The organism is Aeromonas sp. S9(2024) (genome assembly GCF_041403185.1).
GTDB classification, from domain to species: Bacteria; Pseudomonadota; Gammaproteobacteria; order Enterobacterales; family Aeromonadaceae; genus Aeromonas; species Aeromonas enteropelogenes.
The window spans coordinates 143,725-169,084 of the sequence record NZ_JBGLRE010000010.1 but is presented as its reverse complement, the minus strand read 5'-3'; the positions used below and the strand labels follow the sequence as shown (position 1 = coordinate 169,084).

Sequence of the window (25,360 nt, the reverse complement as noted above, 5' to 3'; positions counted from 1 at the left end):
CCTGAACCCATGCCGAACTCAGAAGTGAAACGCGGTAGCGCCGATGGTAGTGTGGCATTCGCCATGCGAGAGTAGGACACTGCCAGGCACCCAACATGAAAACCCCGCTCATCGAGCGGGGTTTTTTATTGCCTGAAATTCAGGGTTTCTGATGCCCGCCTCATTCGTTCGATATCTATTCACGGCATGTCTTGGCTGGATATAAAAAGCACAGAATGTGATGCCTCCACCTTTCTTGTGATCCCCGCTCTGGTTTAATTCATCAGTCCACCACGATGGACCAAGGAATCACAATAATTTGCGGAATGGACACATGTTCAAAAGAACAGTAACGATAATACTGGCGGCGGGAACCCTGGTATTGGGCGGTTGTGCATCCGATGGTGGTGCAGACTCGTCGGCCGACAACGGCGATTTCGGTGGCAAGTCCATCTATCTGCGCGGGGAGATGAACGACTGGATGGCAACCGATGAGAGCAAGGTGGTCAAGGTGGCCGACAAGCTCTACATGGCCAAGGGCACGCTCAAGAAAGAGTGGGCCCCCTATAAGTTCAAATTTGCTGACTCAAGCTGGAGCTGCGGCACCAACTTCGGCTACAAGAGCCCGAGTGACGGCATTGCGGTGCTGGGTGGTGAGGCGGTGCCGGTCAATCCCTGCTCCAAGTACGAAGACATGAAGTTTTCACCCGAGGTGGATGGGGTCTACGAGTTCTATCTGAATATGGCCGGCGAGACGCCGACCGTATATGTCAAACAGCCCTGAGTTCAGTCTGAACGTTAAATCTTTCAGGAAATGAACCAGTTAAATGCCCCGGTCCAGAAATCTGCTGGCCGGGGCGTTTTTTTAGGATAGAATCAGCGCCCTCATGGCGGCAGGTGTACTATATATTGTGTCATTTTTATTTAATGTCACTATTGGTTGTGTTTTCTGCCGCACGGTGACCTAGGTGCATTCATATAAGGTTGATTGAATATGGCTAAATCCGAACCGGTACTGGCGAGCGAAACCGGCTCTCGCCTTATCCCTTTGCAAGAGACCTCTCTCGAAATCTGGGATAGCAAGTATCGCCTCAAGAGCAAGGATGGTGCGCCCGTCGATGGCAGCATTGATGACACCTACCAGCGGGTGGCCCGAGCTTTGGCCGAGCAGGAGCAGGATCCGGCGGCCTGGTATGAGCCCTTCTTGTGGGCGCTGCGCAATGGTGCCATTCCGGCTGGCCGCATCACCTCCAACGCGGGGGCCTTCGAGCACAAGCCGGCAACCTCGACCATCAACTGCACCGTCTCCGGCACCATCGAAGATTCGATGGACGATATCCTCGGCAAGGTCCATGAGGCAGGCCTGACCCTGAAGGCCGGCTGCGGCATTGGCTATGACTTCTCGACCCTGCGTCCGCGCGGTGCTTTTGTCTCCGGCGCCGGTGCCTACACCTCGGGTCCGCTCTCTTTCATGGATATCTATGACAAGATGTGTTTCACCGTGTCGTCTGCCGGTGGTCGTCGTGGCGCCCAGATGGGCACCATGGATATCCGTCATCCCGATGTGATCGAGTTCATCCAGGCCAAGCGGGAAGATGGCCGCCTACGCCAGTTCAACCTCTCCCTGCTCATCACCGAAGACTTCGTCAAGGCGGTGAAGGAGGATGCTCCCTGGTCGCTTATCTTCCCCTACACCGCCAAAGAGGTGGAGCTGGATGGCATAGCGCTCGACGACCCGGAGCAGGTGGTCTGGGCCGACTGGCCCAACAAGGAAGGGGGGGTTTTCAACGAGCTGGGGCAGGTCGCCTGCAAGGTCTACAAGACCCTGCCTGCCCGTAAGCTGTGGAATGTCATTATGACCTCCACCTACGACTATGCGGAGCCCGGTTTCATCCTGATCGACAAGGTCAATCAGATGAACAACAACTGGTTCTGCGAAGAGATCCGCGCTACCAACCCTTGTGGCGAGCAGCCTCTACCACCTTATGGCGCCTGCCTGCTGGGTTCGGTCAACCTGACCCGCTTCGTGCGCGATCCCTTCACCGAACAGGCCGCCTTCGACTGGCCCGCGTTTCGCAAGGTGGTGACCATCTTCACCCGCATGCTCGACAACGTGGTGGAGATCAACCAGCTGCCGCTGGCCAAGCAGCGCGAGGAGCTCGTAAACAAGCGTCGTCACGGCATGGGCTTCCTTGGCCTGGGCTCGACCCTCACCATGCTGCAGATCAAGTATGGCTCTGCCGCCTCTGTCGCCTTTACCGAGCAGGTTTCCCAGGAGTTGGCCATGACTGGCTGGCAGGAGTCTCTGCGGCTGGCAAAGGAGAAGGGCCCGGCTCCCATCATGGAGCAGGAGTTCGAGGTGACCGGCAAGATGCTGCGACTGCGCCCCGAGATGGCTGCCGATGGCATCAAGCTGGGTGACAAGGTGAAGGGCAAGGTGCTGCACGCGCGCTACAGCCGTTACATGCAACAGGTGGCCGAGGTGGATCCCGCGCTCGTTGCCGAACTGGCCGAAGTGGGTGGCCGCTTTACTCACCACAGCAGCATTGCGCCGACCGGTACCATCTCGCTGTCGCTGGCCAACAACGCCAGCAATGGCATCGAGCCGAGCTTTGCCCATCACTATTGCCGCAACGTCATCAAGCCGGGCAAGAAGAGCAAGGAGAGCGTGGATGTCTACTCCTTCGAGCTGCTGGCCTACCGTGAGCTGGTGAATCCGGCTGCTATGCCCCATGCCGAGGCTGAGGCGAGCCGGCTGCCGGACTACTTCATCACCGCCGATGACATCACGCCGGCCCAGCATGTGGATATTCAGGCCGCAGCCCAGCGCTGGATCGACTCATCTATCTCCAAAACCGCCAATGTGCCGACCGATTTTCCGTTCGAGCAGTTCAAGGACATCTACATGTATGCCTCGGACTCCGGCCTCAAGGGCTGCACCACCTTCCGCTTCAACCCGGAGGCCTTCCAGGGCGTGCTGGTGAAGGAGAAGGATCTGGAGAACACTCAATACGAGTTCACTCTGGAAGATGGCTCCGTTATCACCGCCAGGGGCAATGAAGAGATCGAATACGACGGCGAGCTGCACACCGCTGCCAACCTCTATGACGCCTTGAAAGAAGGCTATTACGGTAAATTCTGAGAACGACATCATGGTCAAGAAGATCGACAAGAAAATCGTCGCCTACAAGGTGCACACCCGGGATGAGCCACAAGAAGATCTGGCCCCGCAGGACGACGTGGTACACATGCACGAGACCGTGCTGCGCCCGGAGCGGCTGATGGGCACTACCTACAAGCTGAAGACGCCGGAACATGTCTCCGAGCACTCGCTGTTCATCACCATCAACGACATTATCCTCAACGAAGGCACTGTTCATGAGACCCGCCGTCCGTTCGAGATCTTCATCAACTCCAAGAGCCTGGAACACTACCAGTGGATCGTGGCGCTGACCCGCATCATCTCGGCGGTGTTTCGCAAGGGCGGGGATGTTACTTTCCTGGTGGAGGAGCTGCGCTCCGTGTTCGATCCCAAGGGAGGTTACTGGAACAAGGGCAAGTATGTTCCCTCCCTCATCGCCGAAATTGGCAACGTGATCGAGACCCACCTCACCGAGATTGGCATGCTCAAGGCCCCCGGGCTGGATGAACACCAGCAGGCGTTTCTGGCCGAGAAGCAGGCGGAACTCCAGGCTGAGCAGAACGAGGAAGCGCAGTCGGCCGGCAATGGCTTCCCGGCCAATGCCGCGCTCTGCTACAAGTGCCACACCAAGGCGCTGGTACTGAAGGATGGCTGCATGACTTGCCTCAACTGCGGCGATTCCAAGTGCGGTTAAGTAGATGAACCAGCAAAGCGACCGGCCACAGTGCCGGTCTTTTTTTTGCTGCTTTTATGCGCAAACGATCGGGGTGAACAAGCGATTTGTTGCGCGATGGTAAAATCGGGCGTAGCGTTGAAAGTAATAAAACTGTCACGGCCGTGTGGTTTCAATGACATCTGAGATTCACACACGTGGCACCTTCAGTGCCAAGGAGGATGCTTATGGACAATGCTGACCGAAAGCTGTTTATCCTGGATACCAACGTTCTGCTTCACGAACCCCTCGCCATCTACTCCTTCAAAGAGCACGACGTACTGATCCCCATGACGGTGCTGGAGGAGCTCGACAACATCAAGGATCGCCACAAGGATGTCAGCCGTGACGCCCGGGTGGCTATCCGGGCACTTGAGGATGTGTTTCGCGATGCCTCGACCGACGAGATCACCCAGGGCGTTCCTCTGGCCGGTGAGGCCAGTGGCCATATCTGCATCTTCAGCGATCACCATCTGCCCCAGGATGCCGAGGTGTTCACTGACAAGGAGGCGGACAACCGCATCATCAACGCCGCCCTCTATCTGCAAAAGCATGAGATGAAGCGCCAGGTGGTGCTGGTGACCAAGGATATCAACATGCGCCTCAAGGCCAAGGGGGCCGGGCTGGCGCATGTGGAGGATTATCGCAGCGACCAGCTGATCGACGACATCCGGCTGCTGGCCAAGGGCTTTCAGGTAGTGCCAGGCAGTTTCTGGGAGCGGGTGGGGGAGTGCGAGAGCGAGACCCACGGCCGCGACACCATTCACGTCATTGATGACAAGCTGCTGGACGGCGTCCACGTCAACCAGTACCTGATCGATGAAGAGAACTTCTTCGCGGCCCGGGTGCTGAGCCACGATGGCCACAAGATCCGCCTCAAGGATCTGGGGCGTGAGCGCCTGCTGTCGCGCAAAGCCTGGGGCGTACATCCCAAGAACGTCTATCAAGGCATGGCGCTGGACGCCCTGCTCGATCCCCACATCGATCTGGTGATCCTGACCGGCCCGGCCGGCTGCGGCAAGACCCTGCTGGCCATGGCGGCGGCCCTGGAGCTGGTGATCGAGAAGGGGATCTACGACAAGGTGATCGTCACCCGTAACACCCCCGAAATCGCCGAGAGCATCGGCTTCCTGCCCGGCACTGAAGAAGAGAAGATGATGCCCTGGCTGGCAGCCATCACGGATACCCTGGAGGTGCTGCACAAGCAGGACGAGAACATGAGCGGGTCGCTGAGCTACATCATGGAGAAGGCCAACATCCAGTTCAAATCGGTCAACTTCATGCGCGGGCGCAGCATCCAGAACACTTTCGTGCTGCTGGATGAGTGCCAGAACCTGACTGCCTCCCAGATCAAGACCATCATCACCCGCTGCGGCGAGGGGACCAAGATCGTCTGCTCCGGCAACCTGGCGCAGATCGACTCCAACTACCTGAGCCCGGTGACCTCGGGTCTGACTTACATAGTCGAGCGATTCAAGGACTTCGATGGCAGTGCCAACATCTTCCTGAATGGGGTAATGCGCAGCAAGCTCGCCTCCTTTGCCGAGGAAAACCTCTGATTGCAGGCGATCTCTGCCCATGCAAAAGGGGAAGCCAGCCGGCTTCCCCTTTTTAATCTCATCGCTGGTTTATTGCCCCAGATAGCGCAGCAGCCCGGGATGATCGCTCTGTTGCAGGATGGCCGGTGTGCCTTGCAAAGCGATGCGTCCCTCGTCGATAAAGAGCACCTGATCGGCGATAAGCTGAGCCTCTTCAGGGCAATGAGGGGGAAACCATCGCTGTTAATTGTTCCTTTATGGTGCGGGAGTACAGCCAAGGTAGCGCAGCAGCCCGGGGTGACCGCTCTGCTGCAGGATGGCCGGTGTGCCTTGCAGGGCGATGCGTCCCTCGTCGATAAAGAGCACCTGATCGGCGATAAGCTGGGCATCTTCCGGATTGTGGGAAACCATCAACACTGTGATGCCCTGTTCGCAGGCAAGGCGGGCGACTTCGGCCAGCATCTCCCGGCGCAGGGCGGGATCGAGCGCCGAGAAGGGCTCATCCAGCAGCAGCAGAGGCTTGCCCCGCACCAAGGCACGGGCAAGCCCCACACGTTGTTGCTGCCCACCGGAGAGCTGCTCCGGCAGACGTGTCAGCATCTCGCCAAGGCCCACTCGTGCAGCGGCATCTCTCACCTGTTCCCGCTGGGCAGGGGCCAGTCTCAGGCCTGGGTGCAGGCCGATGGCGATGTTGTCGAACACCGAGAGGTGCAGGAACAGGTTGTGATCCTGAAATAGGGTGGTGACCGGTCGTTCGGCCGGCCCCAGCGGCAGCAGATCCTGGCCGTCGAAGCTGAGAGCGCCAGACTCCACCGACACGAAACCGGCGATCATCCCGAGCAGGGTCGACTTGCCCGCGCCGCTCGGGCCAATCAGCGCGGTGATCTCCCCCTTCGGCAGCGTTGCCGTGAAGCTCACGCGCCAATCAGGGTAGCTGGTGACGAGGGTATCAATGTTCAGCATTCTTTCTTCCTCAAGGGGTCAGTTCGACCAGCCAGAACAGCCCCAGAAACGGTAACGCAGGAGAGCAAGCTCCTTTGTCGCTCAATGCTCGACATGTTTTCCTCCAAGTCCCCGCTCGACCAGCCAGAACAGGGAAAAACAGAGCATCAGCAGCAGCAGGGCAGTGGCGGCCGCCTCGGTCAGGCGATAGCTGCCGAGTTGCTGGTAGAGCAGCCAGGGCAGGGTGGTGAGCTCCTGGCTACCAAACATGGCGATGGCGCCAAGATCCCCCAGCGAGAGGATCATGGAGAGCGCCGCCGCCTGGGCCAGCGGGCGGCGCAGCAGGGGCCACTCCACCAGACGCAGGCGATGCAGGCCGTGTACCCCCAGGCTGTCGGCCAGCCGGTCATACTGGCGTACCACCAGCTGCATGGGAGCGGAGAGAGTGCGTAGCACATAGGGCAGTGCCATCAGGGCGTTGACCAGCACCACCAGCCAGGGACCGAGAGCAAACACGTCGGTGAAGGGCATGAACATGATGAACAGGCCGGTGGAGAGCACCACGGCCGGGATCATCAGGATCATGGAGCCGCTGGCTTCCCACAGGGCGGCGGCCCGGCGCTTGTGTTCACGTACCTTGAGGTGACGACTGGTGAGCTGCAGGGCGGCCCCGAGCAGGGTGGCCAGGGTACCTGCCGCGAGCGCGATCAGGATCGACTGGCCACTGGCCTGCCATAGCCGGTTCGAGCTCAACACCGTCAGCAGGCCGGGGTGAAAACCGGCCACGACGATGGCCAGCAGTGGCGGCAGGAAGATGACGAGCCCGCTGAGCAGTGCCAGAGTATCGACCGCGAGCGTGCCAGGCTGGTGGCGGTCCGGGCGCAAGCAGGGGCGGCGTGAGCTCAGGCGGTTGGCCGGTGTGGTTTGCAGCTTGTGCTGCAGCAGGAGCAGGGCGGCGGTCAGCAACAACTGCACCAGCGCCAGTCCGCCGGCGGTGGCGAGATCGAAATCAAAGCGCAGAGCCTGATAGACGGCCACCTCCAGGGTGGTGGACTTGGGGCCGCCACCGAGGGCCAGTACGGTCGTGAAGCTGGTGAAGCAGAGCATGAAGATGAGGCTCGCCAGACCCGGTAGCTGGGCCCGGATCAGCGGCCACTCCAGCAGTCTGAAGATGTGGAACGATCGCATACCGAGCTGACTGGCGAGGCGCCAGGAGGATTCTGGGATGCTCTCTATGCTCTGCAGGATGAGGCGCGCCGCCAGCGGCATGTTGAAGAAGACGTGGGCCAGCAGGATGCCGAACAGACCGTAGAGGTAGTTGCCGGGATCCAGCCCGAGGGAGCGCAGCAACTGTGGTAGCCAGCCCTGCTTGCCGTGCACCGCGACGATGCCGAAGATGGCGATGATGACAGGCAGCACCAGGGAGAGGCCAAACAGCTTGAGCAGCAGGCGGCGACCGGTAAAACGGCGCCGGGCCATGGCGCGGGCGACCGGGATGGCGAGCCCGAGGCTCAGCATGGTGGAGAGCAGCGCCTGCCCCAGGCTGAAACCCAGTACGTGGCGCAGGTAGGGATCGGCCAGCAGGGTGCGAGGGGCGAGCCCCCCAGCCTGCCACAACAGGGCCGCGAGCGGCCCCAGGGACAACAGCAGGATCAGAAGGGTGGCTGCACTGCCTGGCAGCCACCAGAGAGGGCGGCCCCCTGGTTGCACGAAGAGACGGCTCACTGGGTGACGGCTTGCAACCACTCGCGGATCCACTCCTTGCGATGGGTGGCGACCTCATCGGCAGTGAAGGCCAGCGGCTTGCTGACAGTGATCATCTGCTCGAATCCTTTGGGCAACGGCATGTCTGTCACCGGATACATCCAGTTGCCGGTGGGGATCTCCTGCTGGAAGGCGGGGCTCACCATGAATTGCAGGAACTGGTTGGCCAGCTTGTCCTGCGCCGTGCTCTTGAGTTTGGCCGCCACTTCCACTTGGCGATAGTGCCCCTCTTCGAACGCGGCTGCCTGATACTGGGGCTTGCTCTCGGCGATGAGGTGATAGGCCGGGGAGGTGGTGTAGGAGAGCACCATGTCCGCCTCGCCATCGAGGAACATGCCATAGGCCTCTGACCACCCCTTGGTGACAGTGACCGTCTTCTTGGCAAGCTCGGCCCAGGCGGCAGGAGCCTGGTCGCCATAGACGCTCTTCATCCACAGCATTAACCCCTGACCCGGGGTGGAAGTGCGCGGATCCTGGTAGATCACCTTGATATCGGGGCGCGCTACCAGCTCTTTCAGGCTTTTAGGCGGTTGCTTGAGCTTCTCCTTGTCGTAGACGAAGGCGAAGTAGCCGTAGTCATAGGGCACGAAGGTGTCATCCTGCCAGCCGCCCGGCACCTTCAGACTATCCAGCTTGATGGTGTGGGGGGCGAACAGGTCGCTCTGCTTGGCTTCACTCAGCAGGGCATCATCCAGCCCCAGCACCAGATCGGCCTTGCTGTGTTTGCCTTCCAGTCGCAGCCGGTTGAGGATGGCGACGCCATCTTCCAGCGCCACCAGATTGAGGTTGCAGCCGCACTCCTTCTCGAAGGCCTGCTTGATCTTGGGACCAGGCCCCCATTCGGCGGCGAAGGAGCTGTAGGTGTAAACGGTGAGGGTATCGGCCGCGAAGGCGCTGGCCGAGAGCAGGCTGGTGGCAACCAGCAGCAGGGTTTTCATCGAGGGCACTCCCTGTGAGTCACGAGGTGCCATCGGTATGGTGTTTGGCGATGGCACATCTGGGGTTGTGAAGTACCAGCGGATGAGGGCGCCCGCAACGGGAGCCATGCCTCAAATTCCTCCGCCAGCATTATCTGGATCAGGTATACGGGTATAATCTCAGCGGCAAGCCGCACCCCGTTTGAGAAACGAACCGCATTGTATTAACGTTCTTGGGGGGAGGCCAGCACTATGTTTCTGCAGGCCGTCGAGATGGCGCCAGTACAACAGAGGATGCTCGCGTGATAACCAATACCAAGGAAAGACGCGCCTTCCAGCGCATGATCATCAATGCTCCCGTTACCATCTTTCAGCAACAACAGGTGCTGGAGGGGATCTGCCGGGACCTCAGTGCCAACGGCATGGGGATCGCCATTGCCGAACACCGGCTGGATGTAAATCAGCCCATCCGGGTGAGCCTTGCCACCAACAACAACCTATTGCCCCCCTTCGAAGCCCAGGCCCGCATCATACGGGTACTGGAAGAGGAAGAGGGGCTGCTGCTGGCCGTCGAGTTTCACCCCCTCGGCTGAGCCCTTGTTGATATGACCCATGAATCGACCGGCAACCCGCCGGTCGATTTCATTTTGTCCTCTGTCAGGGGGTTGCCTGCACCGGCTGGACGCTCAGTTGCCCGCTGTCGATCAGCGTCTTGCTGGTGGGGGCTATCTGGCCGGGAGGGAGCTCCGCCGGCCCCGTGGGTTCCAGCAGCAGATAATTCTGCCCCTGCCAGCTGATGGTCTCATCCCCTGGTTGGGCGGGCAGGTCGACGGCCAGCAGCGCATGACCCGGCACGAAGACCATGGCCTGTTTGAGCTCGGGAAAGAGCTGGGCCAGCATGGCTGCCATCAGGGTCACCTTGCTGTCGCAGTCGCCGCGATTTTGCATCAGCACCTGGCGTGGGGTGAGAAAGCCCTTGCCCAGCCGTCCCCCCAGATTGTCCAGCTGCAGATAGGGAATGCTCTGGATGAAGGTGAGCATATGGGCCGCCGTTTTCTGGCGCGCCTCCACTTCGGTGGCACCCTCCTGCTTGAGCTGGGCGGCCAGGGGGGCCAGCTCGCCACGGCTCTCCAGCGCGATGCGCACATGATCCTGTTTGACGGCCAGCTGTCCATCGGGCGGGGTGAAGTATTGAAAGTAGTGCTTGTGCAGCCAGGCCTCTTCGGCCTTGTTGCGCTCGGCTTCCAGCCAGGCCATCGCCTCGCCGGCCTTGTCCGGATTGCGGCTCTTCATGTGCAGCTCGAGTGAGGGGCGGGCCAGGGTAAATTGTACCTCCGGGTATTGCTGGCGTACCTGGCGCAGCAATCCCTGCAGCACCTCTTCCTGCATTCGTGCCGGGCGGTAAGCGATGAGGGGAGGCAGCTTGCCCGCTTCCAGCCGGTAGGTGAGCTGCTGACGTTCTCCCTTGCTGTCTTGCCAGCCGACATTGTTCTGGCCACCACTGACATTGAAATAGGTTTGTTCGGCGCTGGCCGGCAGCGCAAACAGCAGGGCGGCGAGCAGCGGAACTGGCATGGCTTTCATCGAGACTCCTTTGCAGGTGCGCACTCCCTGGCACCCATGACCGGACAATAAAACGGGGAGCCAAGGCTCCCCGTTGATTCTACTCGTTTTATTGCAATCAGCGCGTCAAATCCAGCACGGCTGTTTTGCTTCGAAGGCGCTGATGGCGGCCTCGTGCTGCAGAGTCAGGCCGATGGCATCCAGCCCGTTGAGCAGGCAGTAACGGCGGAACTCGTCGATCTCGAAACTGAAGGTGAGTTCACCGGCTCGCACCTGATTGGCCTCCAGATCCACTTCGATCTCGATGCCCGGCTGGGTGGCGACCAGCTGGAACAGGGCGTCGACCTCCTCCTCCTTCAGGCGAACCGGCACCATGCCGTTGTTGATGGCGTTGCCGTAGAAGATATCGGCAAAGCTTGAGGCGATCATGGTCTTGAAGCCGTAATCCGCCAGCGCCCAAGGGGCGTGCTCGCGGCTCGAGCCGCAGCCGAAGTTCTCGCGAGCCAAGAGGATGCTGGCGCCGGCGAACTGTGGCTGGTTCAGCACGAACTCGGGGTTGGGCTGCTGGCCCGCATCGTCCAGAAAGCGCCAGTCGTGGAACAGGTGCTTGCCAAAGCCGGTGCGGTTTACCTTCTGCAAAAACTGCTTCGGAATGATGGCGTCGGTGTCGACGTTGGCGCTGTCGAGGGGGACGACAATCCCTTTGTGTTGCTTGAAGCCTGTCATCTTGTTCTCCTCGTAATTACAGCGCGCGAATGTCGGCGAAACGGCCGGTAACGGCAGCGGCGGCGGCCATGGCCGGGCTCACCAGGTGGGTACGGCCGGCACGGCCCTGGCGCCCCTCGAAGTTGCGGTTGCTGGTGGATGCGCAGCGCTCGCCTGGCTGCAGGCGATCGTTGTTCATGGCCAGGCACATGGAGCAGCCCGGCAGGCGCCACTCAAAGCCGGCCTCGATGAAGATCTTGTCCAGCCCCTCGGCTTCGGCCTGGGCTTTCACCTGCTCGGAGCCCGGCACCACCAGCGCCTGTACCCCGGCGGCGACCTTGCGGCCACGGGCAATGGCGGCGGCGGCGCGCAGATCCTCGATGCGGCTATTGGTGCAGGAACCGATAAACACCTTGTCGATGGCGACCTCGGTGAGCTTCTGGCCGGCATTGAGCCCCATGTATTCCAGCGCCTTGCGGGCGGATTGCTGCTCGATGAGATCGGCAAAGCTCTCGGGGGAGGGGATGGGGGCATTGACGTCGATCACCTGACCCGGGTTGGTGCCCCAGGTCACTTGCGGGGCGATATCGGCGGCTTCCAGCACCACTTCGGCGTCGAACTTGGCGCCTTCGTCGCTCTTGAGGCTTTGCCAGTAGGTGATGGCCTGTTCCAGTGCCTCACCTTTGGGTGCAAACTCCTTGCCACGGATATAGTCGATGGTGGTTTGATCGGGGGCAATCATGCCCGCCTTGGCACCGAGCTCAATGGCCATGTTGCACACCGTCATCCGCCCTTCCATGGTGAGCCCTTCGATGGCCTCACCGGCGAACTCCACCACGTAGCCGGTACCGCCGGCGTGGCCGACCTTGCCAATGATGGCGAGCACCACGTCCTTGGCGCTGATCCCCTCGGCCAGCTTGCCGCGTACGCTGATGCGCATGGTCTTGGCGCGGCCCTGCTTCAGGGTCTGGGTGGCCATCACGTGCTCTACCTCGGAAGTGCCGATGCCAAATGCCAGCGATCCGAAGGCGCCGTGGGTGGCGGTGTGGGAGTCACCGCAGACGATGGTGGTGCCGGGCAGGGTGATGCCGAGCTCGGGACCCATCACGTGGACGATCCCCTGGTACTTGTGGTTCAAGTCATAGAGGCGAACCCCGAACTCTTTGCAGTTATGGGCCAGGGTCTCCATCTGGATGCGGGCCATCTCGCCGGAGGCGGCGATGTCCTTGGTGGTGGTGGAGACGTTGTGATCCATGGTGGCCCAGGTCAGATCCGGGCGGCGCAGCTGGCGGTTCATGGCGCGCAGGCCGTCGAAGGCCTGCGGGCTGGTCACTTCATGCACCAGGTGGCGGTCGATGTAGATGAGGGGCGTTTCGCCTTCCACTTCCCGCACCACGTGGGCGTCGAATACTTTCTGATAGAGGGTCTTGGCCATTGCTCAGTTTCCTTGTTATCGATTCCGTGGCGTCAGATGCGGGCGGCGATCTGGTCACCCATGGCGGCGGTGCTCTGTACCGGGTGCTTGGCGCTGGCCTGGTGCAGATCGGCGGTGAAGTAGCCTTCAGCCAGGGTCTGGGCCACGGCCTGCTCGATGGCTTGGGCGGCAGCTTCCTGGCCCAGGCTATAGCGCAGCATCAGGGCCGCGGAGAGGATCTGGGCGATGGGGTTGGCGATGCCCTTACCAGCGATGTCCGGCGCCGAGCCACCGGCCGGTTCGAACAGGCCGAAACCGGATTCGTTCAGGCTGGCGGAGGGGAGCAGCCCCATGGAGCCGGTGATCATGGCGCATTCGTCGGAGAGGATGTCACCAAACAGGTTGGAGCAGAGCAGCACGTCGAACTGGGACGGATCCTTGATGAGCTGCATGGTGGCGTTGTCGATGTACATGTGATTCAGCGCCACGTCCGGATAGGACTTGGCGACTTGTGTCACCACCTCGCGCCACAGGATGGAGGAGGCGAGGACGTTGGCCTTGTCGATGGAGGTTACCTTGGCCTTGCGTACCCGGGCGGACTCGAAGGCAATCTTGGCGATGCGCTCGATCTCGAAGCGATGGTACACCTCGGTGTCGAATGCCTTCTCGGTGGGGCCTTCCCCTTCACGCCCCTTGGGCTGGCCGAAGTAGATGCCGCCGGTCAGCTCGCGCACGCAGGCGATGTCAAAACCGCGATCAGAGATGTCGGCCCGCAGCGGCGAGAACTGCTCCAGACCGGTGTAGATGCGAGCCGGACGCAGGTTGCAGAACAGCTTGAAGTGGGCGCGCAGGGGCAGCAGGGCACCGCGCTCCGGCTGATCGTTGGGGGGCAGGTGCTCCCACTTGGGGCCACCGACCGAGCCGAACAGCACGGCGTCGGCGGCTTCGCAGCCTTTGATCGTGCTCTGGGGCAGCGGAGTGCCGTGGTTGTCGATGGCGATGCCGCCGACGTCATGGTGATCATACTCGAGATTGAAGCCGAACTTGGCCTGCACTTTTTCCAGCACCTTGACGGCCTCGGCCATCACTTCCGGGCCAATGCCGTCACCCGGCAATACTGCGATCCGATAACTGCTCATACTGTCTCCGTCTTGATATTGTTATTGCGTTCCATCTGTTCGGCGACCTGGTCGGCGCGCCAGATGCTGTTGATCACGTGCAGCAGGGCATGGGCTGATGATTCGATGATGTCGGTGGCCAGCCCCATGCCATGGAATTTGCGTCCCTTGTACTCGGCGACGATATCGACCTGGCCGAGGGCATCTTCCCCTTCCCCCTTGCTCTTGAGGGCGTATTTGTCGATGCGGATCTCGTAACCCGTGATGCGGTTGATGCACTGGTAAACCGCATCCACCGGACCATTGCCGGTGGCCGCCTCGCAGACCAGCTCCTGCCCCACCTTGAGCTTGACCGAGGCAGTGGCGAGCACCGAGCTGCCGCTCTGCACGCCGAGGTACTCCAGCTTGAAGTGCTCCGGCTCTTCGTGGATCTGGCTGAAGAAGGCGAGCGCCTCCAGATCGTAATCGAACACCTGCCCCTTCTTGTCGGCCAGGGTCAGGAACTTGGCGTAGAGATCGTCGAGGCTGTAACTGCTCTCGGCGTAGCCCATGGACTCCATCCGGTGCTTGATGACGTGGCGGCCGGAGCGGGAGGTCATGTTGAGGTTGTTCTGGGTGAGGCCGATGCTCTCGGGGGTGATGATTTCATAGGTGTTTTTCGCCTTGAGCACGCCATCCTGATGGATGCCGGAGCTATGGGAGAAGGCGTTGGCACCGACGATGGCCTTGTTGGGCTGCACCGGCATGTTGCACAACTGGCTGACCAGCGTGCTGGTGCGATGGATCTCGCCGTGGCGGATGTTGGTGTGCACCCCGAGCAGGTCGGCGCGTGTTTTGAGGATCATCGCCACCTCTTCCAGCGAACAGTTGCCAGCCCGCTCGCCGATGCCGTTGATGGTGCACTCGATCTGGCGAGCGCCCATCTGCACGGCACCGATGGAGTTGGCCACCGAGAGCCCCAGATCGTCGTGGCAGTGCACCGAGATGATGGCCTGGTCGATGTTGGGTACCCGGTTGAACAGGGTCTGGATGATGCCGGAGAACTCGGCCGGGACCGTATAGCCCACGGTGTCCGGAATGTTGATGGTGCGGGCTCCGGCCTTGATGGCTGCTTCCACCATGCAGCAGAGGTTATCGATCGGGGTGCGGCCCGCATCCTCGCAGGAGAACTCCACGTCATCGGTGTAGCGGCGGGCGTGCTTGATGGCGCCGATCCCCATCTCCAGCACGTCCTCGAAGCTCTTCTTGAGCTTGCTCTCCACGTGGATGGAGGAGGTGGAGATAAAGGTGTGGATGCGAAACGCCTCGGCGACTTTGAGCGCCTCACCGGCGGCATCGATGTCTTTTTGCAGAGCCCGGGCGAGGGCACAGACCCGGCTGTTCTTGATGTGGCGGGCGATGGTCTGCACCGATTGAAAGTCGCCGGGGGAGGAGACCGGGAATCCCACCTCCATGACATCGACACCGAGCCGCTCCAGGGCCTGGGCTATCTGCAGCTTCTCCTTGACCGTCAAACTGGCGGCCAGAGCCTGTTCACCATCACGCAAGGTGGTGTCGAATATGATGACCCGATCTGACATGTGACTTCCCTCTTCCTAAGTTCGGTGACGTGCATCCTGCGGCGGCATAAAAAAACCCGTGCAGGGTGCACGGGTTTTTGTAAATTCCGGCTATACCTGAGCCCGGCTACAAGGATCCCGCGCGAGTCAACGCGATTAGGGAGATTAGTAGTAGCGGGGTGGCAATGTGCATGACGGTGTTATTCCTTCCTGTCGGTAACACCTTTACCAATATCGAGATTTTTATGCTGTGTCAACACGGGCGGCCAGGGGCAATCTGCTGACGTATTTAATCGGATTGTAAAGGATTGCAAATTTCCTTGTCCCATATTCGGCCCATGACTGATTATTCGGTCATTCCTGCTGTACTCGATTCTTTGCACAACCAGATCGACTTATCAGCATTGGCTGAATTATCTGAGGTGTTAAATGGAAAAACGTAGACCTGGTCGTCCGGTCGGGCGTTCTGACATTCGTGACAAACTGCTGGCAGCCGCTCGCGAGCGCTTTCTCTCCACTCCCTACAGCAAGGTCACTACCCGCGAAATCGCCGAGCTGGCCGGCTCCAATCTGGCGATGATCCACTACTACTTCGGCAGCAAAGAGGGCCTCTACAAGGCGGTGCTGGGAGATGTGGCCGAGCCACTGGAACACGCTTGGCAGGATGAGCACAGCAACCACAGTCTCAACGAGTTGCTCAACACCTACTACCAGGTGATGGCGCCGAACAGCGAGTTGACCTCCGCCATCTCCAGCGCATTGTCGACCGAGAAAAGCCCGGGACGGGATTTTGTGCTGAGTCGTCTGCTGGAGCGCCAGCTGCCCCAGTTCGATGCGCTGCTGGAATCCATGAAGTCCAACGGTGAACTGGGTGACAACCTGGATCCCGAGATGCTGAAGGTCTCCTTCCTCAGCATGATGTGGCAGCCGTTCGTGATGAAGGATCTCTACGAGCAGGTGTTCGGCCTGAAGGTGGATGAGCACTTCATGGCCCGTCTGGCGGATCACAACTGCCGTCTGATGGAAAACGGTCTGCGTGGCAGCCTGAACTAAATACGCCGAGGCACACCGCCTGGCAGTCATCAAAAGGGCCCTTTGGCCCTTTTTTCATAAATCTGTTATCCCCCGTTCAACACCCTGTCATCCTCTTTTCCTACCCTGCCATGAAAGCTCAAGGAAGGAGGGGTTATGAACAAGCTCCAGCAATGGGATCTGCAGGTATGCCGGGTCTGCCTGCTGCATGCCTACAACCGGCCACAGGCAAGAGTTAGTCGGCTGATTTCCCGTACCGGTGATGGCCCGCTTTATGGCGTGCTGGGGGTCTTGCTCTGGTGGCAGGGGGAGCGGGAACTGGTAGGGCAGGTATTGCTCGCCTTTGCCCTAGAGCTGCCACTCTATCTGCTGCTGAAAAACAGCCTCAAGCGACAGCGCCCGGTGGGGCTGCCGGTCTTCATCACTCCCTCCGATCGTTACAGCCTGCCCTCCGGTCATACCGCCGCCGCCTTTCTGATGGCCACCCTGCTGGCCACGGCGTTTCCGCTCTGGGCACCTCTGCTGTTCGGCTGGGCCGCCCTGGTGGGGGCATCCCGATTGTTGCTCGGGGTGCATTATCTCAGCGATCTGGTGGCCGGCGCCCTGCTCGGCGGTGGCTGCGCCATGCTGGTACTGCTCTGGAGTCAGGGATGAGAATACTGTTCGGGGTGCAGGGCACCGGCAATGGCCATATCAGTCGCAGCAGAACCCTGGCCCAGGCTCTGCGCGGCGCCGGGGTCGAAGTGGATTATCTGTTCAGCGGCCGTCCCGCTGATGGCTACTTCGACATGGCGGAGTTTGGCGCCTATCGCGCTTTCTCCGGGCTCACCTTTGTCACTCATGAGGGCAAGGTGTCTCCCTGGCGCACCCTGCTGGCGGCATCGCCGCTCACCTTCTGGCAGGATCTGCGCGCCCTTGATTGTCGCGAATATGACCTGGTGGTGAGTGATTTTGAGCCGCTCACCGCCCACGCCGCCCGCCGTTATCACAAGCCGAGTCTCACCATCAGCCATCAGGCCAGTTTCAACTGGCCCATCCCCCGCTGGGGAGAAGATGGCCTGAGCCGCCAGCTGATGCGCCACTTCGCCCCCGTTTCCCGGCCGCTCGGATTGCACTGGTTTCACTTCGGACAACCCCTGTTGCCACCGGTGATCGACCCTCTGGTTGCGGCGCCCGACAACGGCAACATCCTGGTCTATCTCCCCTTCGAGCAGACCGAGGCGATTGCTGCTCTGTTGTCGCGTTTCAGCCAGCAACGCTTCGTCTGCTTTCACCCGGCGATCCGCAACGTCAGCCAATGGCGCAACCTGCGCTTCGAGCCTCCCTCCCGTGAGGGCTTCCTTGAGGAGCTGCGTGGCAGCCGCGGAGTCATCTCCAACGCCGGATTCGAGCTGGCGAGCGAGGCCTTGTCTCTTGGCAAGAAGCTGCTGGTCAAGCCGCTGCACGGCCAGTTCGAGCAGTTGACCAACGGCAAGACGCTGGAGATGATGGGACTGGCGACCCTGATGGATTGCCTCGACGCCAACCAGGTTCGCCACTGGCTCGACAGCGCTGCCCCGGGAGTGATCAGTTACCCGGATGTGGCGGGCGAGGTGGCACGCTGGCTGGCGGCAGGGGCCGAAGAGAGCGTGCCCGCCCTGTCACGGCGGCTCTGGGCCCGTACTCTGTTTCCGGAAGAGGTCAGCGATCGCCTGAGCGAGCTGGAAGGGGGCGAGAGTTTGTCCGGTTGCTGGTTATCGCAAGTCAGTGTTGTCAACTAGACTGAAAGGCGAGCCGGCAAGATGCGAAGAGGAGGGAAGTAATGCGCTTTACCAATGAAAATGGCGAAACCATGGATCTGGCAGACAACCTGACATTGCACGAACTGCTGGACATGGGCGTCAGTATCTCTGTCAGCGAGGAGACGGATCCGGATCAACAAATCTGGCTGGCCGAGCCGGAACAGGATCACTGAGTCACCCGCAACGATAAAGCCCACCGATCAATCGGTGGGCTTTTTTATGGCCGTCACTGCCCTTATCGGGATGATCCGCTGGCTTTTCATCGACTTACTTCCCGTTTGTGTTACCGCCATGGTAGCAAACCATTGAATGTTAATAGTCGGTTGAAATCTATGACTGTTTCGGTCAGACAAAGCCGTGGACAAGCGTTCACGGGCAGGTTAAGTTGGTTTTTCACCCGATTCTCGGGTCAATGATGGAAAAATCCTTTTTTTCTGCTGTCGGCGGGGCTGAATTGGCCCGATCTGCATTCAAATAACAACAAGAAACGGATTGGGCTGTGCCGGGAAGCACGGTGCTGTCGACGGGATTCGCTAAACGGAGCAAAGCCTGGAGGGCTTTATCATGGAGATGTTATCAGGCGCCCAGATGGTGGTTAGAGCGCTGGAGGATCAGGGAGTCGAACACGTATTTGGCTACCCGGGTGGTTCGGTGCTCGACATCTACGACGCTCTCTTCGAAAACGGCAAGATGGAGCATGTTCTGGTGCGGCACGAGCAAGCCGCTGTGCACATGGCTGATGGTTACGCCCGTTCCACCGGCAAGGTGGGAACCGTACTGGTGACCTCTGGCCCTGGCGCGACCAACTGCATTACCGGTATTGCCACCGCCTACATGGATTCCATTCCGCTGGTGATCCTCTCCGGCCAGGTGCCGACCAGCATGATCGGCGAGGATGCGTTCCAGGAGACCGACATGATCGGCATCTCCCGCCCGGTGGTGAAGCACAGTTTCCTGTGCAAGAAGGCGAGCGACATTCCCGAGGCCATCAAGAAGGCCTACTACATTGCCGCCAGCGGCCGCCCGGGGCCCGTGGTGGTGGATCTGCCCAAAGACGTACAGAACCCGAAAGAGAAATTCCCCTACCAGTATCCGGAGACGGTCTCCCTGCGCTCCTACAACCCGACCAAGTCCGGTCACAAGGGCCAGATCAAGCGCGCCGCCAAACTGCTGGTGGAGGCGCAGCGCCCCGTGATGTACGTGGGGGGCGGTGCCATCAACGCCAATGCGGATCATCTGGTGACCAAGCTGGCCGAGCTGTTGAACCTGCCGGTGACCACCACCCTGATGGGGCTGGGGGCCTTCCCGGGTACCCATCCGCAGTTCATCGGCATGCTGGGGATGCACGGCACCTTCGAAGCGAACAAGACCATGCACAACTCGGATCTCATCTTCGCCGTGGGTGCCCGCTTCGATGACCGCGTTACCAACAACGTGGCCAAGTTCTGTCCCAACGCCACCGTGGTGCATATCGACATCGATCCCACCTCCATCTCCAAGACGGTGCAGGCCCATGTACCCATCGTCGGCTCGGTGGAAACCGTGCTGGAGCAGATGCTGGAAGTGATCCGCGAGAACGGCTTTGACAACGACAAGCAGGTGATGGCGGACTGGTGGGAGCAGATCAACCAGTGGCGCTCCCGTCACTGCCTCGCCTACGAGACCTCGCCCACCCAGATCAAGCCGCAGCAGGTGATAGAGACCCTCTACAAGGTGACTCAGGGCCAGGCGTTCGTCGCCTCCGACGTGGGCCAGCACCAGATGTTTGCCGCCCTCTACTACCCGTTCGCCAAGCCGCGCCAGTGGATTAACTCCGGCGGCCTCGGCACCATGGGCTTTGGCATTCCGGCCGCCATGGGGGCCCAGTTTGCCAACCCGGATGCGGTGGTCTGCTGCGTCACTGGCGACGGCTCGGTGCAGATGAACATTCAGGAGCTCTCCACCTGCATGCAGTACGGGGTGCCCATCAAGATCATCTCCATCAACAACCGCGCCCTTGGCATGGTCAAGCAGTGGCAGAAGATGTTCTACGGTGGTCGCCACAGCCACTCCTACATGGAATCCCTGCCGGACTTCGTCAAGCTGGCGGAAGCCTACGGCCATGTCGGTATCGCGGTGAGCGATCCGGCGGAGCTGGAGAGCGCCATGGAGAAGGCGTTTGCCATGAAGGATCGGCTGGTGTTCATGGACATCTCGGTCGACCCGGATGAGCACGTCTATCCGATGCAGATCAAGTTTGGTGCCATGGACGAGATGTGGCTGAGCAAGACGGAGAGAACCTGATGAGACATATAATTTCCGTTCTGCTGGAGAACGAATCCGGCGCCCTGAGCCGGGTGGTGGGCCTCTTCTCCCAGCGCGGCTACAACATCGAGACCCTGACCGTGGCGCCCACCGAGGATCCCACCCTGTCGCGCATGACCATCGTCACCATGGGGGACGAGCGGGTGCTGGAGCAGATCCAGAAGCAATTGCACAAGCTGGTGGACGTGCTCAAGGTGTGCGATTTGAGCGAAGGGGAGCACATCGAACGGGAGATCGCGCTGGTGAAGGCGCGCGCCGCCGGTGGTGGTCGCGACGAGCTCAAGCGCCTGGCGGATATCTTCCGTGGTCAGATCGTCGATGTGACCCCGGAGCAATACACGGTGCAGCTGGTGGGCACCAGCGAAAAGCTGGATGCCTTCATCAAGACCGCGGCCCAGACCAACGAGATCATCGAAGTGGTGCGCTCCGGTGTCTGCGGCATCTCCCGCGCCGACAAGGCGCTGCGTCCCTGATGCAGGTGCAAGTCCGCAGGACAAGAGAAAGACATCCATGATACAGGGGGCTCTGCGGAGCCCTCTGCTTTTGGCAATCAGGAAGTAGAGGAGGAGAGATGTTCGGGATCCACGATTTGGCGCTGTTTGTGGTATCGGGTCTGCTGCTCAACATGATGCCGGGGCCGGACTCCCTGCTCATCATACTGCGCAGCGGTTCGCATGGATGGCGGGCCGGTTCGGCGGCGGCCCTGGGGATAGGAACCGGCACCATGATCCATGTGCTGGGGGCCGCCCTTGGTCTCTCGGCCCTGCTCAGCGCCTCGGCCGAGCTGTTCGCCGTGATCAAGCTGGTGGGGGCTCTCTATCTCATCTATCTGGGGATCTCGCTGTTTCGCCAGAAATCGGCCCGGGTCGACAGCGCGGGAGTGAGCCTGCCGGCGCTCTCCTATGGCCGCATCTACTGGCAGGGGGTGTTGACCAATGTGCTCAACCCCAAGGTGGCGCTCTTCTTTCTCGCCTTCGTGCCCCAGTTCATCGCGCCGGATTCCCCCGACAAGGCCCTCGCCTTTATCCTGCTCGGCTGCATCTTCAACCTGAACGGCATGATCTGGTGCCATTTTCTGGTCTTCAGCACCGCCTATGCCAGCAACAAGGTGAAGCTGCCGACCAGGATTGGCCGCTGGCTCAACCGGGGGATCGGCACCCTCTTTGTCGGGCTCGGGGTCAAGCTGGCGAGCGAATAGTCCGCCACTTCCTGACCTGGGGCAGGTTATCCCCGGCGACCCTGTGATATGGTCGCTGGGTATTTCCATTCGCGGCCACGGCCTGCAGGCCGCCGACAATCGAGACCCACTAGCACAGATGAACATCGCCCGGCTCAAGAATTTTACCGAGATAGTGAAGAACAACTTCAACATCTCGGCGACGGCGGAGAAGCTCTACACCTCCCAACCCACTCTCAGCAAGCAGATGAAGATGCTGGAAGACGAGCTGGGGCTGGCCCTCTTCACCCGCAAGGGCAAGAACCTCATCGGTCTGACCCCTGCCGGTGAGCAGGTGATGGAGCTGGCCAAGGGAGTAGTGGCCCAGGTGGAGCAGATTAACCAGCTGTCCCTGGGCGAGCAGCTCGCTACCAGCGGGGTACTGCGCATCGCCACTACCCACACCCAGGCCCGCTACAAGCTGCCCGCAGTGATTACCGAGTTTCACCGCCGCTATCCCGAGGTGGCGATCCATCTTCATCAGGGGGCGCCCGCCCAGCTGGCCCAGATGGTGCAAAGCGGTGACGTGGAGATGGCCATTGCCACCGAGTCCATGTACCTGTTCGACGAGCTGGCCGCCGTGCCCTGTCATCGCTGGGGGCGCAGCGTGGTGGTGCCCCATGGCCACCCGCTCCTTGAGTGCCAGCCCTTGTCCATGGCCGATCTGGCCCGTTACCCTCTGATCACCTATGTGTTCGGTTTCACCGGCCGTTCCAAGATGGACAAGGCCTTCGGTCGCCACGGCCTCTCCCCGAAAATCGTGCTGACAGCCACCGACACCGATGTCATCAAGCATTATGTGCGGCTCGGCATGGGGGTCGGAGTGATCGCCAGCGTCGCCTTTGACGAGGGGGACAGGGAGGATCTGGTCTGCCTCAACATCGATCATCTGATCGCCTCGAGCGCTACCCATGTCTGCCTGCGCAAGCATGTGCACCTGCGCGATTACATGTATGACTTCATTCACCTCTACGCCCCTCATATCAGCCGGGAGACGGTACAGCGTCACCTGATGAACCAGCCGCCAGCCATCAATATGGCGGAGCTGCCCTGGCTATGACGCCATGTCAGTCATATGGATTTGAATCGCAGACATAAAAAAGAGAGGCGCTTGCCTCTCTTTTGTTTCAGGGGATGGGACTTTAAGGGCGACGGGTCGCCAGATTGATAAAGATCTGGGCCCCGATCAGCAGGCAATCGTCATCCAGATAGTAGGGATTCGCGTGCAGATAGTTGCAAATCCCCTTGGCCTGGCAGCCGCTACCAAGGAAGAACATGGCGCCCTTGCGGCCACGGCAGGCGTTGACCATGTAGCTGAAATCCTCGCTGCCGGTCATCGGCTGACCCTGGGCGTTGATCCCTTCTGCTGGCAGCACGTCGGCGGCGGCCTGCAGCAGGCGCTCGCACGCCTCCTGGTGGTTCTCTACCGCCGGATAACCGGCATAGACCATGCTGGTCTTGAAGCCGCGCAGCTCACTCTGGGCCACTATCTCCCTGAAGCTGTTTTTCAGGATCTGGTCGGTTTCGGCGTCCATGGCGCGGATGGTGCCGCGCGCCTGCACATGGTCGGCGATGGCGTTGGGGATGGTGCCGCCGTTGATCATGCCGCAGCCGAACACTGCCGGACTGAACGGACTGGTGCGTTTGGCGACGATATAGTCCATGTCCTCAATGATGCGCACCGCCTCGCGGATGGCGTCCAGTCCCTTGTGGGGAGTGGAGCCGTGGGCCGAGACCCCGTGCACTTCCAGGGTCCAGGCCGAACCCCAGGAGGACATGACGCCGCTGTTGAACTTGATGGTGCCTGTCTCCATGGCGCCGTCGTTGTGCAGGGCGTAGACCTCGTCCACCCCCGCCATGCAGCCCAGCTCCACCATCTTCTCGGCGCCCGGCACCCGCATGTCTTCCTCCGCCATCTGGAAGATGACGCGCACATTGTGGGTCAGCCGCTCTTTATGCTCCGCCAGAAATTTCGCCGTGGTCAGGGCGATCGCCATATGGGAGTCGTGACCGCAGTTGTGGGCCATCCCCTCGTGGGTTGATTTGAACGCCACCTCGCTCATGTCGTGCATCTCGAGGCCGTCCATGTCGGCACGGAAGGCGATGGTGGGCAGGCTCGGGTCTATCACCAGATCCCCGTGAAAGCCGGTGAAGCCCGGGTAGTCAGTGAGGCGGTAGCCAAAGCCTTGCATCAGTTCGCGGCAGTAGGCCGAGGTCTTGAACTCGACGCCGGAAGCCTCGGGGATGGTGTGCAGGTGGTGGCGCACTTGCTGGCTGAAATCGCGCAAGGCCAGCAGGGCCGGTTCAATGTGATAGTGGTTCATCAGATGATCCCTTGAATGGAGAAGCCAAGCTGGGCAACCAGCGACGCGCCGAAGAAGCAGCTGGTGGAGACGATCATGAAGATCAGGATCACCTTCCACGACATCTTCTTCAGCTCCTCCAGCTGACCGCCCACCGAGAGGCCGGCGAAGGCCAGCAGCGGCACGCAGCAGGAGAGGAAGGAGATCTTGGCCACGGCATCGATGAAGAGGCCGCGCACCGGAGTGTCCGGCAGGCAGATGAGAATGCCGATGATGGTGGCATAGGCAAACGCCGGCAGGGAGGAGGGCAGATAGTGCTTGGCCACCAGAGAGGCAAACACCACCAGCGACATGGCCACGAAGCTGTCACCCATCTGCCAGATCGGCAGGCCAGTGGTCAGAGTCTGGGTAAACATGGCCAGCAGGATCGCCAGAAAGACGAACCGCATATCCATTACGATGCTTTTCATGCTTTCTCTCCTTTCGCAGTCAGGGCAAAGATCTTCTCGGCAAGGGGCAGACCCAGGTAAGTGAGGGAGAGGGCGCCCAGCGCCGACGAGAGCAGGTTCGATGCGGCTGCGATGCTCAGCACCTGCTGGGCCAGCGCTTCGTCGAGGCCGTTGATCAGCGCCCCGGAGGCGGCGCTCAGCATGGAGCCTGAGCCCACCCCCGAGCCGGCGGCCAGCGCCAGCGGATGCAGGCCGGTGAGCGGCGCTATGCTGCCGAGCACGCTGAACCAGAGGGTGCCGATGACTGAGCCGCACAGGTAGATGGCGAGCACGCCTATGTACTCCTGGGACCCAGTGCCGAACTTGCCCTGAATGACCGCGACCGAGGGCTCACGGCTGATGGAGGAGCAAGCCCCGATGGCGCGGCGGCCGAAGCCGAACTTCACCGCCAGCGGAATGGCGATGAGGATGGGCAGCAGGTTGCCAATCTCCTGCAAAAAGAGCGGTACGCCGACGCTCAGGATCAGTTTCAGGTTGGGGATGATCATCCCCGCATACTGGGTGCCCAGGATCAGCAGGCTGAAGCCCACCATCTTGCCGCAGAACCCTTCTTCTTTTTCGGAGAAGAGCTTGCGCCAGCCGGGGATGCGCTCCTTGACCGGCTTGGCGGAGACAATCATGCCGATGATGACGGCAAAGAGCATGGGCAGGATGGGGATGATGGCGATGCCAATTTTTATCTCCTGTTTGCCTATCAGGTACTGGGCCACAAAGATCAGCATGGCGGTTGCCAATATGCTGACCGTGACCGTCTTGAGGGGGCTGGTTTGCTGCATAGTCTTCTTCTCTTGTTATCCCATGTGTGGCCATCCTCAGGGCGGGCCCGACGGATGATGGAGGCATGATAGGGAGCGGGGGAGGC

Annotated in this window: 24 protein-coding genes, 1 pseudogene and 1 riboswitch; of the genes and pseudogenes, 13 read left to right on the top strand and 12 right to left on the bottom strand. The window is 60.6% G+C overall.

Annotation, left to right across the window (positions count from 1 at the left end; translation table 11 throughout):
* The first annotated feature begins 313 nt into the window (after window positions 1-313).
* The 4 genes from ACB028_RS16375 (at window position 314) to ACB028_RS16360 (ending at window position 5,392) form a co-directional block, all read left to right on the top strand.
* Window positions 314-763 (top strand): pullulanase, encoded by a 450-nt coding sequence (locus ACB028_RS16375; protein WP_371144746.1) that lies wholly within the window; start codon window positions 314-316, stop codon window positions 761-763.
* A gap of 210 nt (window positions 764-973) precedes the next feature.
* A complete protein-coding gene (locus tag ACB028_RS16370; protein ID WP_371144745.1) occupies window positions 974-3,121 on the top strand; it encodes an adenosylcobalamin-dependent ribonucleoside-diphosphate reductase in 2,148 nt (715 codons plus the stop codon).
* Between the two features lie 10 nt (window positions 3,122-3,131).
* Entirely contained in the window at window positions 3,132-3,815 is a 684-nt protein-coding gene (locus tag ACB028_RS16365; RefSeq protein ID WP_026455905.1) for an NrdJb, read from the top strand.
* Window positions 3,816-4,021: 206 nt separating this feature from the next.
* Complete coding sequence (locus ACB028_RS16360) at window positions 4,022-5,392, top strand: PhoH family protein (RefSeq protein ID WP_026455906.1); 1,371 nt, start codon at window positions 4,022-4,024, stop codon at window positions 5,390-5,392.
* A gap of 69 nt (window positions 5,393-5,461) precedes the next feature.
* On the opposite strand, the pseudogene ACB028_RS16355 reads toward ACB028_RS16360, so the two are convergent.
* From ACB028_RS16355 to thiB, 4 genes and pseudogenes are all read right to left on the bottom strand, one after another.
* Window positions 5,462-5,581: pseudogene (locus ACB028_RS16355) on the bottom strand (thiamine ABC transporter ATP-binding protein); the annotation flags it as partial.
* A 45-nt stretch (window positions 5,582-5,626) separates the two neighbouring features.
* Window positions 5,627-6,334, bottom strand: a complete 708-nt coding sequence (gene thiQ / locus ACB028_RS16350; RefSeq protein WP_371144744.1) for a thiamine ABC transporter ATP-binding protein — start codon at window positions 6,332-6,334, stop codon at window positions 5,627-5,629.
* Between the two features lie 81 nt (window positions 6,335-6,415).
* Window positions 6,416-8,038 (bottom strand): thiamine/thiamine pyrophosphate ABC transporter permease, encoded by a 1,623-nt coding sequence (gene thiP, locus ACB028_RS16345; RefSeq protein WP_371144749.1) that lies wholly within the window; start codon window positions 8,036-8,038, stop codon window positions 6,416-6,418.
* Window positions 8,035-9,015, bottom strand: a complete 981-nt coding sequence (thiB, locus tag ACB028_RS16340; RefSeq protein WP_371144743.1) for a thiamine ABC transporter substrate binding subunit — start codon at window positions 9,013-9,015, stop codon at window positions 8,035-8,037. Before thiB ends, thiP begins: the two co-directional genes overlap by 4 nt.
* Before the next feature lie 99 nt (window positions 9,016-9,114).
* Window positions 9,115-9,205: riboswitch (TPP riboswitch) on the bottom strand.
* Window positions 9,206-9,296: 91 nt separating this feature from the next.
* On the opposite strand from thiB, the gene ACB028_RS16335 reads away from it, so the two are divergent.
* Window positions 9,297-9,587: a PilZ domain-containing protein gene (locus ACB028_RS16335; RefSeq protein WP_224211040.1), complete on the top strand. Its 291-nt coding sequence runs from the start codon at window positions 9,297-9,299 to the stop codon at window positions 9,585-9,587.
* Between the two features lie 64 nt (window positions 9,588-9,651).
* Here the strand turns inward: ACB028_RS16335 and ACB028_RS16330 are convergent, their stop codons facing one another.
* The 5 genes from ACB028_RS16330 to leuA all read right to left on the bottom strand — a co-directional run bounded on the left by ACB028_RS16330 (window position 9,652) and on the right by leuA (window position 15,374).
* Window positions 9,652-10,578, bottom strand: coding sequence for a transglutaminase domain-containing protein (locus ACB028_RS16330; protein WP_342013895.1), 927 nt, complete (start codon window positions 10,576-10,578; stop codon window positions 9,652-9,654).
* A 105-nt stretch (window positions 10,579-10,683) separates the two neighbouring features.
* Window positions 10,684-11,283 (bottom strand): 3-isopropylmalate dehydratase small subunit, encoded by a 600-nt coding sequence (leuD, locus tag ACB028_RS16325; protein WP_371144742.1) that lies wholly within the window; start codon window positions 11,281-11,283, stop codon window positions 10,684-10,686.
* 16 nt (window positions 11,284-11,299) lie between these two features.
* Window positions 11,300-12,697, bottom strand: a complete 1,398-nt coding sequence (leuC, locus tag ACB028_RS16320) for a 3-isopropylmalate dehydratase large subunit (RefSeq protein ID WP_371144741.1) — start codon at window positions 12,695-12,697, stop codon at window positions 11,300-11,302.
* Window positions 12,698-12,729: 32 nt separating this feature from the next.
* A complete protein-coding gene (gene leuB, locus ACB028_RS16315) occupies window positions 12,730-13,815 on the bottom strand; it encodes a 3-isopropylmalate dehydrogenase (RefSeq protein WP_224211044.1) in 1,086 nt (361 codons plus the stop codon).
* Window positions 13,812-15,374 (bottom strand): 2-isopropylmalate synthase, encoded by a 1,563-nt coding sequence (gene leuA, locus ACB028_RS16310; RefSeq protein ID WP_371144740.1) that lies wholly within the window; start codon window positions 15,372-15,374, stop codon window positions 13,812-13,814. Before leuA ends, leuB begins: the two co-directional genes overlap by 4 nt.
* Before the next feature lie 408 nt (window positions 15,375-15,782).
* Between leuA and ACB028_RS16305 the strand changes: the two genes are divergently transcribed.
* The 8 genes from ACB028_RS16305 (at window position 15,783) to ACB028_RS16270 (ending at window position 22,746) form a co-directional block, all read left to right on the top strand.
* Window positions 15,783-16,406, top strand: a complete 624-nt coding sequence (locus ACB028_RS16305) for a TetR/AcrR family transcriptional regulator (RefSeq protein ID WP_026455914.1) — start codon at window positions 15,783-15,785, stop codon at window positions 16,404-16,406.
* A 135-nt stretch (window positions 16,407-16,541) separates the two neighbouring features.
* Window positions 16,542-17,039, top strand: a complete 498-nt coding sequence (locus ACB028_RS16300; RefSeq protein ID WP_026455915.1) for a phosphatase PAP2 family protein — start codon at window positions 16,542-16,544, stop codon at window positions 17,037-17,039.
* Window positions 17,036-18,145 carry an MJ1255/VC2487 family glycosyltransferase gene (locus ACB028_RS16295; RefSeq protein WP_371144739.1) on the top strand — a complete coding sequence of 370 codons (1,110 nt, stop codon included), beginning with the start codon at window positions 17,036-17,038 and terminating at the stop codon, window positions 18,143-18,145. The genes ACB028_RS16300 and ACB028_RS16295 overlap by 4 nt, the downstream gene beginning before the upstream one ends.
* Window positions 18,146-18,186: 41 nt before the next feature.
* Complete coding sequence (locus tag ACB028_RS16290; protein WP_156130703.1) at window positions 18,187-18,339, top strand: hypothetical protein; 153 nt, start codon at window positions 18,187-18,189, stop codon at window positions 18,337-18,339.
* Window positions 18,340-18,730: 391 nt separating this feature from the next.
* Window positions 18,731-20,449 carry an acetolactate synthase 3 large subunit gene (locus ACB028_RS16285; RefSeq protein ID WP_042028738.1) on the top strand — a complete coding sequence of 573 codons (1,719 nt, stop codon included), beginning with the start codon at window positions 18,731-18,733 and terminating at the stop codon, window positions 20,447-20,449.
* Entirely contained in the window at window positions 20,449-20,943 is a 495-nt protein-coding gene (gene ilvN / locus ACB028_RS16280) for an acetolactate synthase small subunit (protein WP_026458423.1), read from the top strand. Before ACB028_RS16285 ends, ilvN begins: the two co-directional genes overlap by 1 nt.
* 98 nt (window positions 20,944-21,041) lie before the next feature.
* Window positions 21,042-21,668 carry a LysE family translocator gene (locus ACB028_RS16275; protein WP_371144738.1) on the top strand — a complete coding sequence of 209 codons (627 nt, stop codon included), beginning with the start codon at window positions 21,042-21,044 and terminating at the stop codon, window positions 21,666-21,668.
* Between the two features lie 43 nt (window positions 21,669-21,711).
* The gene (locus ACB028_RS16270; RefSeq protein ID WP_371144737.1) at window positions 21,712-22,746 is read left to right on the top strand and encodes a LysR substrate-binding domain-containing protein; all 1,035 of its coding nucleotides are present in this window, start codon (window positions 21,712-21,714) and stop codon (window positions 22,744-22,746) included.
* A gap of 82 nt (window positions 22,747-22,828) precedes the next feature.
* On the opposite strand, the gene ACB028_RS16265 is transcribed toward ACB028_RS16270, so the two are convergent.
* The 3 genes from ACB028_RS16265 to ACB028_RS16255 are packed head-to-tail and all read right to left on the bottom strand — an operon-like array spanning window position 22,829 to window position 25,274.
* Window positions 22,829-24,010, bottom strand: a complete 1,182-nt coding sequence (locus ACB028_RS16265; RefSeq protein WP_371144736.1) for a M20 family metallopeptidase — start codon at window positions 24,008-24,010, stop codon at window positions 22,829-22,831.
* Window positions 24,010-24,459 (bottom strand): hypothetical protein, encoded by a 450-nt coding sequence (locus ACB028_RS16260; RefSeq protein ID WP_042028750.1) that lies wholly within the window; start codon window positions 24,457-24,459, stop codon window positions 24,010-24,012. Before ACB028_RS16260 ends, ACB028_RS16265 begins: the two co-directional genes overlap by 1 nt.
* Window positions 24,456-25,274 carry a DUF3100 domain-containing protein gene (locus ACB028_RS16255; RefSeq protein WP_124238602.1) on the bottom strand — a complete coding sequence of 273 codons (819 nt, stop codon included), beginning with the start codon at window positions 25,272-25,274 and terminating at the stop codon, window positions 24,456-24,458. The genes ACB028_RS16260 and ACB028_RS16255 overlap by 4 nt, the downstream gene beginning before the upstream one ends.
* Window positions 25,275-25,360: the final 86 nt, after the last annotated feature.

Excerpts from the sequence above, each read along its gene's own strand:
- ACB028_RS16375 (WP_371144746.1), top strand. The coding sequence starts at position 314 with ATGTTCAAAAGAACAGTAACGATAATACTGGCGGCGGGAACCCTGGTA.
- ACB028_RS16370 (WP_371144745.1), top strand. The coding sequence starts at position 974 with ATGGCTAAATCCGAACCGGTACTGGCGAGCGAAACCGGCTCTCGCCTT.
- ACB028_RS16365 (WP_026455905.1), top strand. The coding sequence starts at position 3,132 with ATGGTCAAGAAGATCGACAAGAAAATCGTCGCCTACAAGGTGCACACC.
- ACB028_RS16360 (WP_026455906.1), top strand. The coding sequence starts at position 4,022 with ATGGACAATGCTGACCGAAAGCTGTTTATCCTGGATACCAACGTTCTG.
- thiQ (WP_371144744.1), bottom strand. The coding sequence starts at position 6,334 with ATGCTGAACATTGATACCCTCGTCACCAGCTACCCTGATTGGCGCGTG.
- thiB (WP_371144743.1), bottom strand. The coding sequence starts at position 9,015 with ATGAAAACCCTGCTGCTGGTTGCCACCAGCCTGCTCTCGGCCAGCGCC.
- ACB028_RS16330 (WP_342013895.1), bottom strand. The coding sequence starts at position 10,578 with ATGAAAGCCATGCCAGTTCCGCTGCTCGCCGCCCTGCTGTTTGCGCTG.
- leuD (WP_371144742.1), bottom strand. The coding sequence starts at position 11,283 with ATGACAGGCTTCAAGCAACACAAAGGGATTGTCGTCCCCCTCGACAGC.
- leuC (WP_371144741.1), bottom strand. The coding sequence starts at position 12,697 with ATGGCCAAGACCCTCTATCAGAAAGTATTCGACGCCCACGTGGTGCGG.
- leuB (WP_224211044.1), bottom strand. The coding sequence starts at position 13,815 with ATGAGCAGTTATCGGATCGCAGTATTGCCGGGTGACGGCATTGGCCCG.
- leuA (WP_371144740.1), bottom strand. The coding sequence starts at position 15,374 with ATGTCAGATCGGGTCATCATATTCGACACCACCTTGCGTGATGGTGAA.
- ACB028_RS16305 (WP_026455914.1), top strand. The coding sequence starts at position 15,783 with ATGGAAAAACGTAGACCTGGTCGTCCGGTCGGGCGTTCTGACATTCGT.
- ACB028_RS16300 (WP_026455915.1), top strand. The coding sequence starts at position 16,542 with ATGAACAAGCTCCAGCAATGGGATCTGCAGGTATGCCGGGTCTGCCTG.
- ACB028_RS16295 (WP_371144739.1), top strand. The coding sequence starts at position 17,036 with ATGAGAATACTGTTCGGGGTGCAGGGCACCGGCAATGGCCATATCAGT.
- ACB028_RS16290 (WP_156130703.1), top strand. The coding sequence starts at position 18,187 with ATGCGCTTTACCAATGAAAATGGCGAAACCATGGATCTGGCAGACAAC.
- ACB028_RS16285 (WP_042028738.1), top strand. The coding sequence starts at position 18,731 with ATGGAGATGTTATCAGGCGCCCAGATGGTGGTTAGAGCGCTGGAGGAT.
- ilvN (WP_026458423.1), top strand. The coding sequence starts at position 20,449 with ATGAGACATATAATTTCCGTTCTGCTGGAGAACGAATCCGGCGCCCTG.
- ACB028_RS16275 (WP_371144738.1), top strand. The coding sequence starts at position 21,042 with ATGTTCGGGATCCACGATTTGGCGCTGTTTGTGGTATCGGGTCTGCTG.
- ACB028_RS16265 (WP_371144736.1), bottom strand. The coding sequence starts at position 24,010 with ATGAACCACTATCACATTGAACCGGCCCTGCTGGCCTTGCGCGATTTC.
- ACB028_RS16260 (WP_042028750.1), bottom strand. The coding sequence starts at position 24,459 with ATGAAAAGCATCGTAATGGATATGCGGTTCGTCTTTCTGGCGATCCTG.
- ACB028_RS16255 (WP_124238602.1), bottom strand. The coding sequence starts at position 25,274 with ATGCAGCAAACCAGCCCCCTCAAGACGGTCACGGTCAGCATATTGGCA.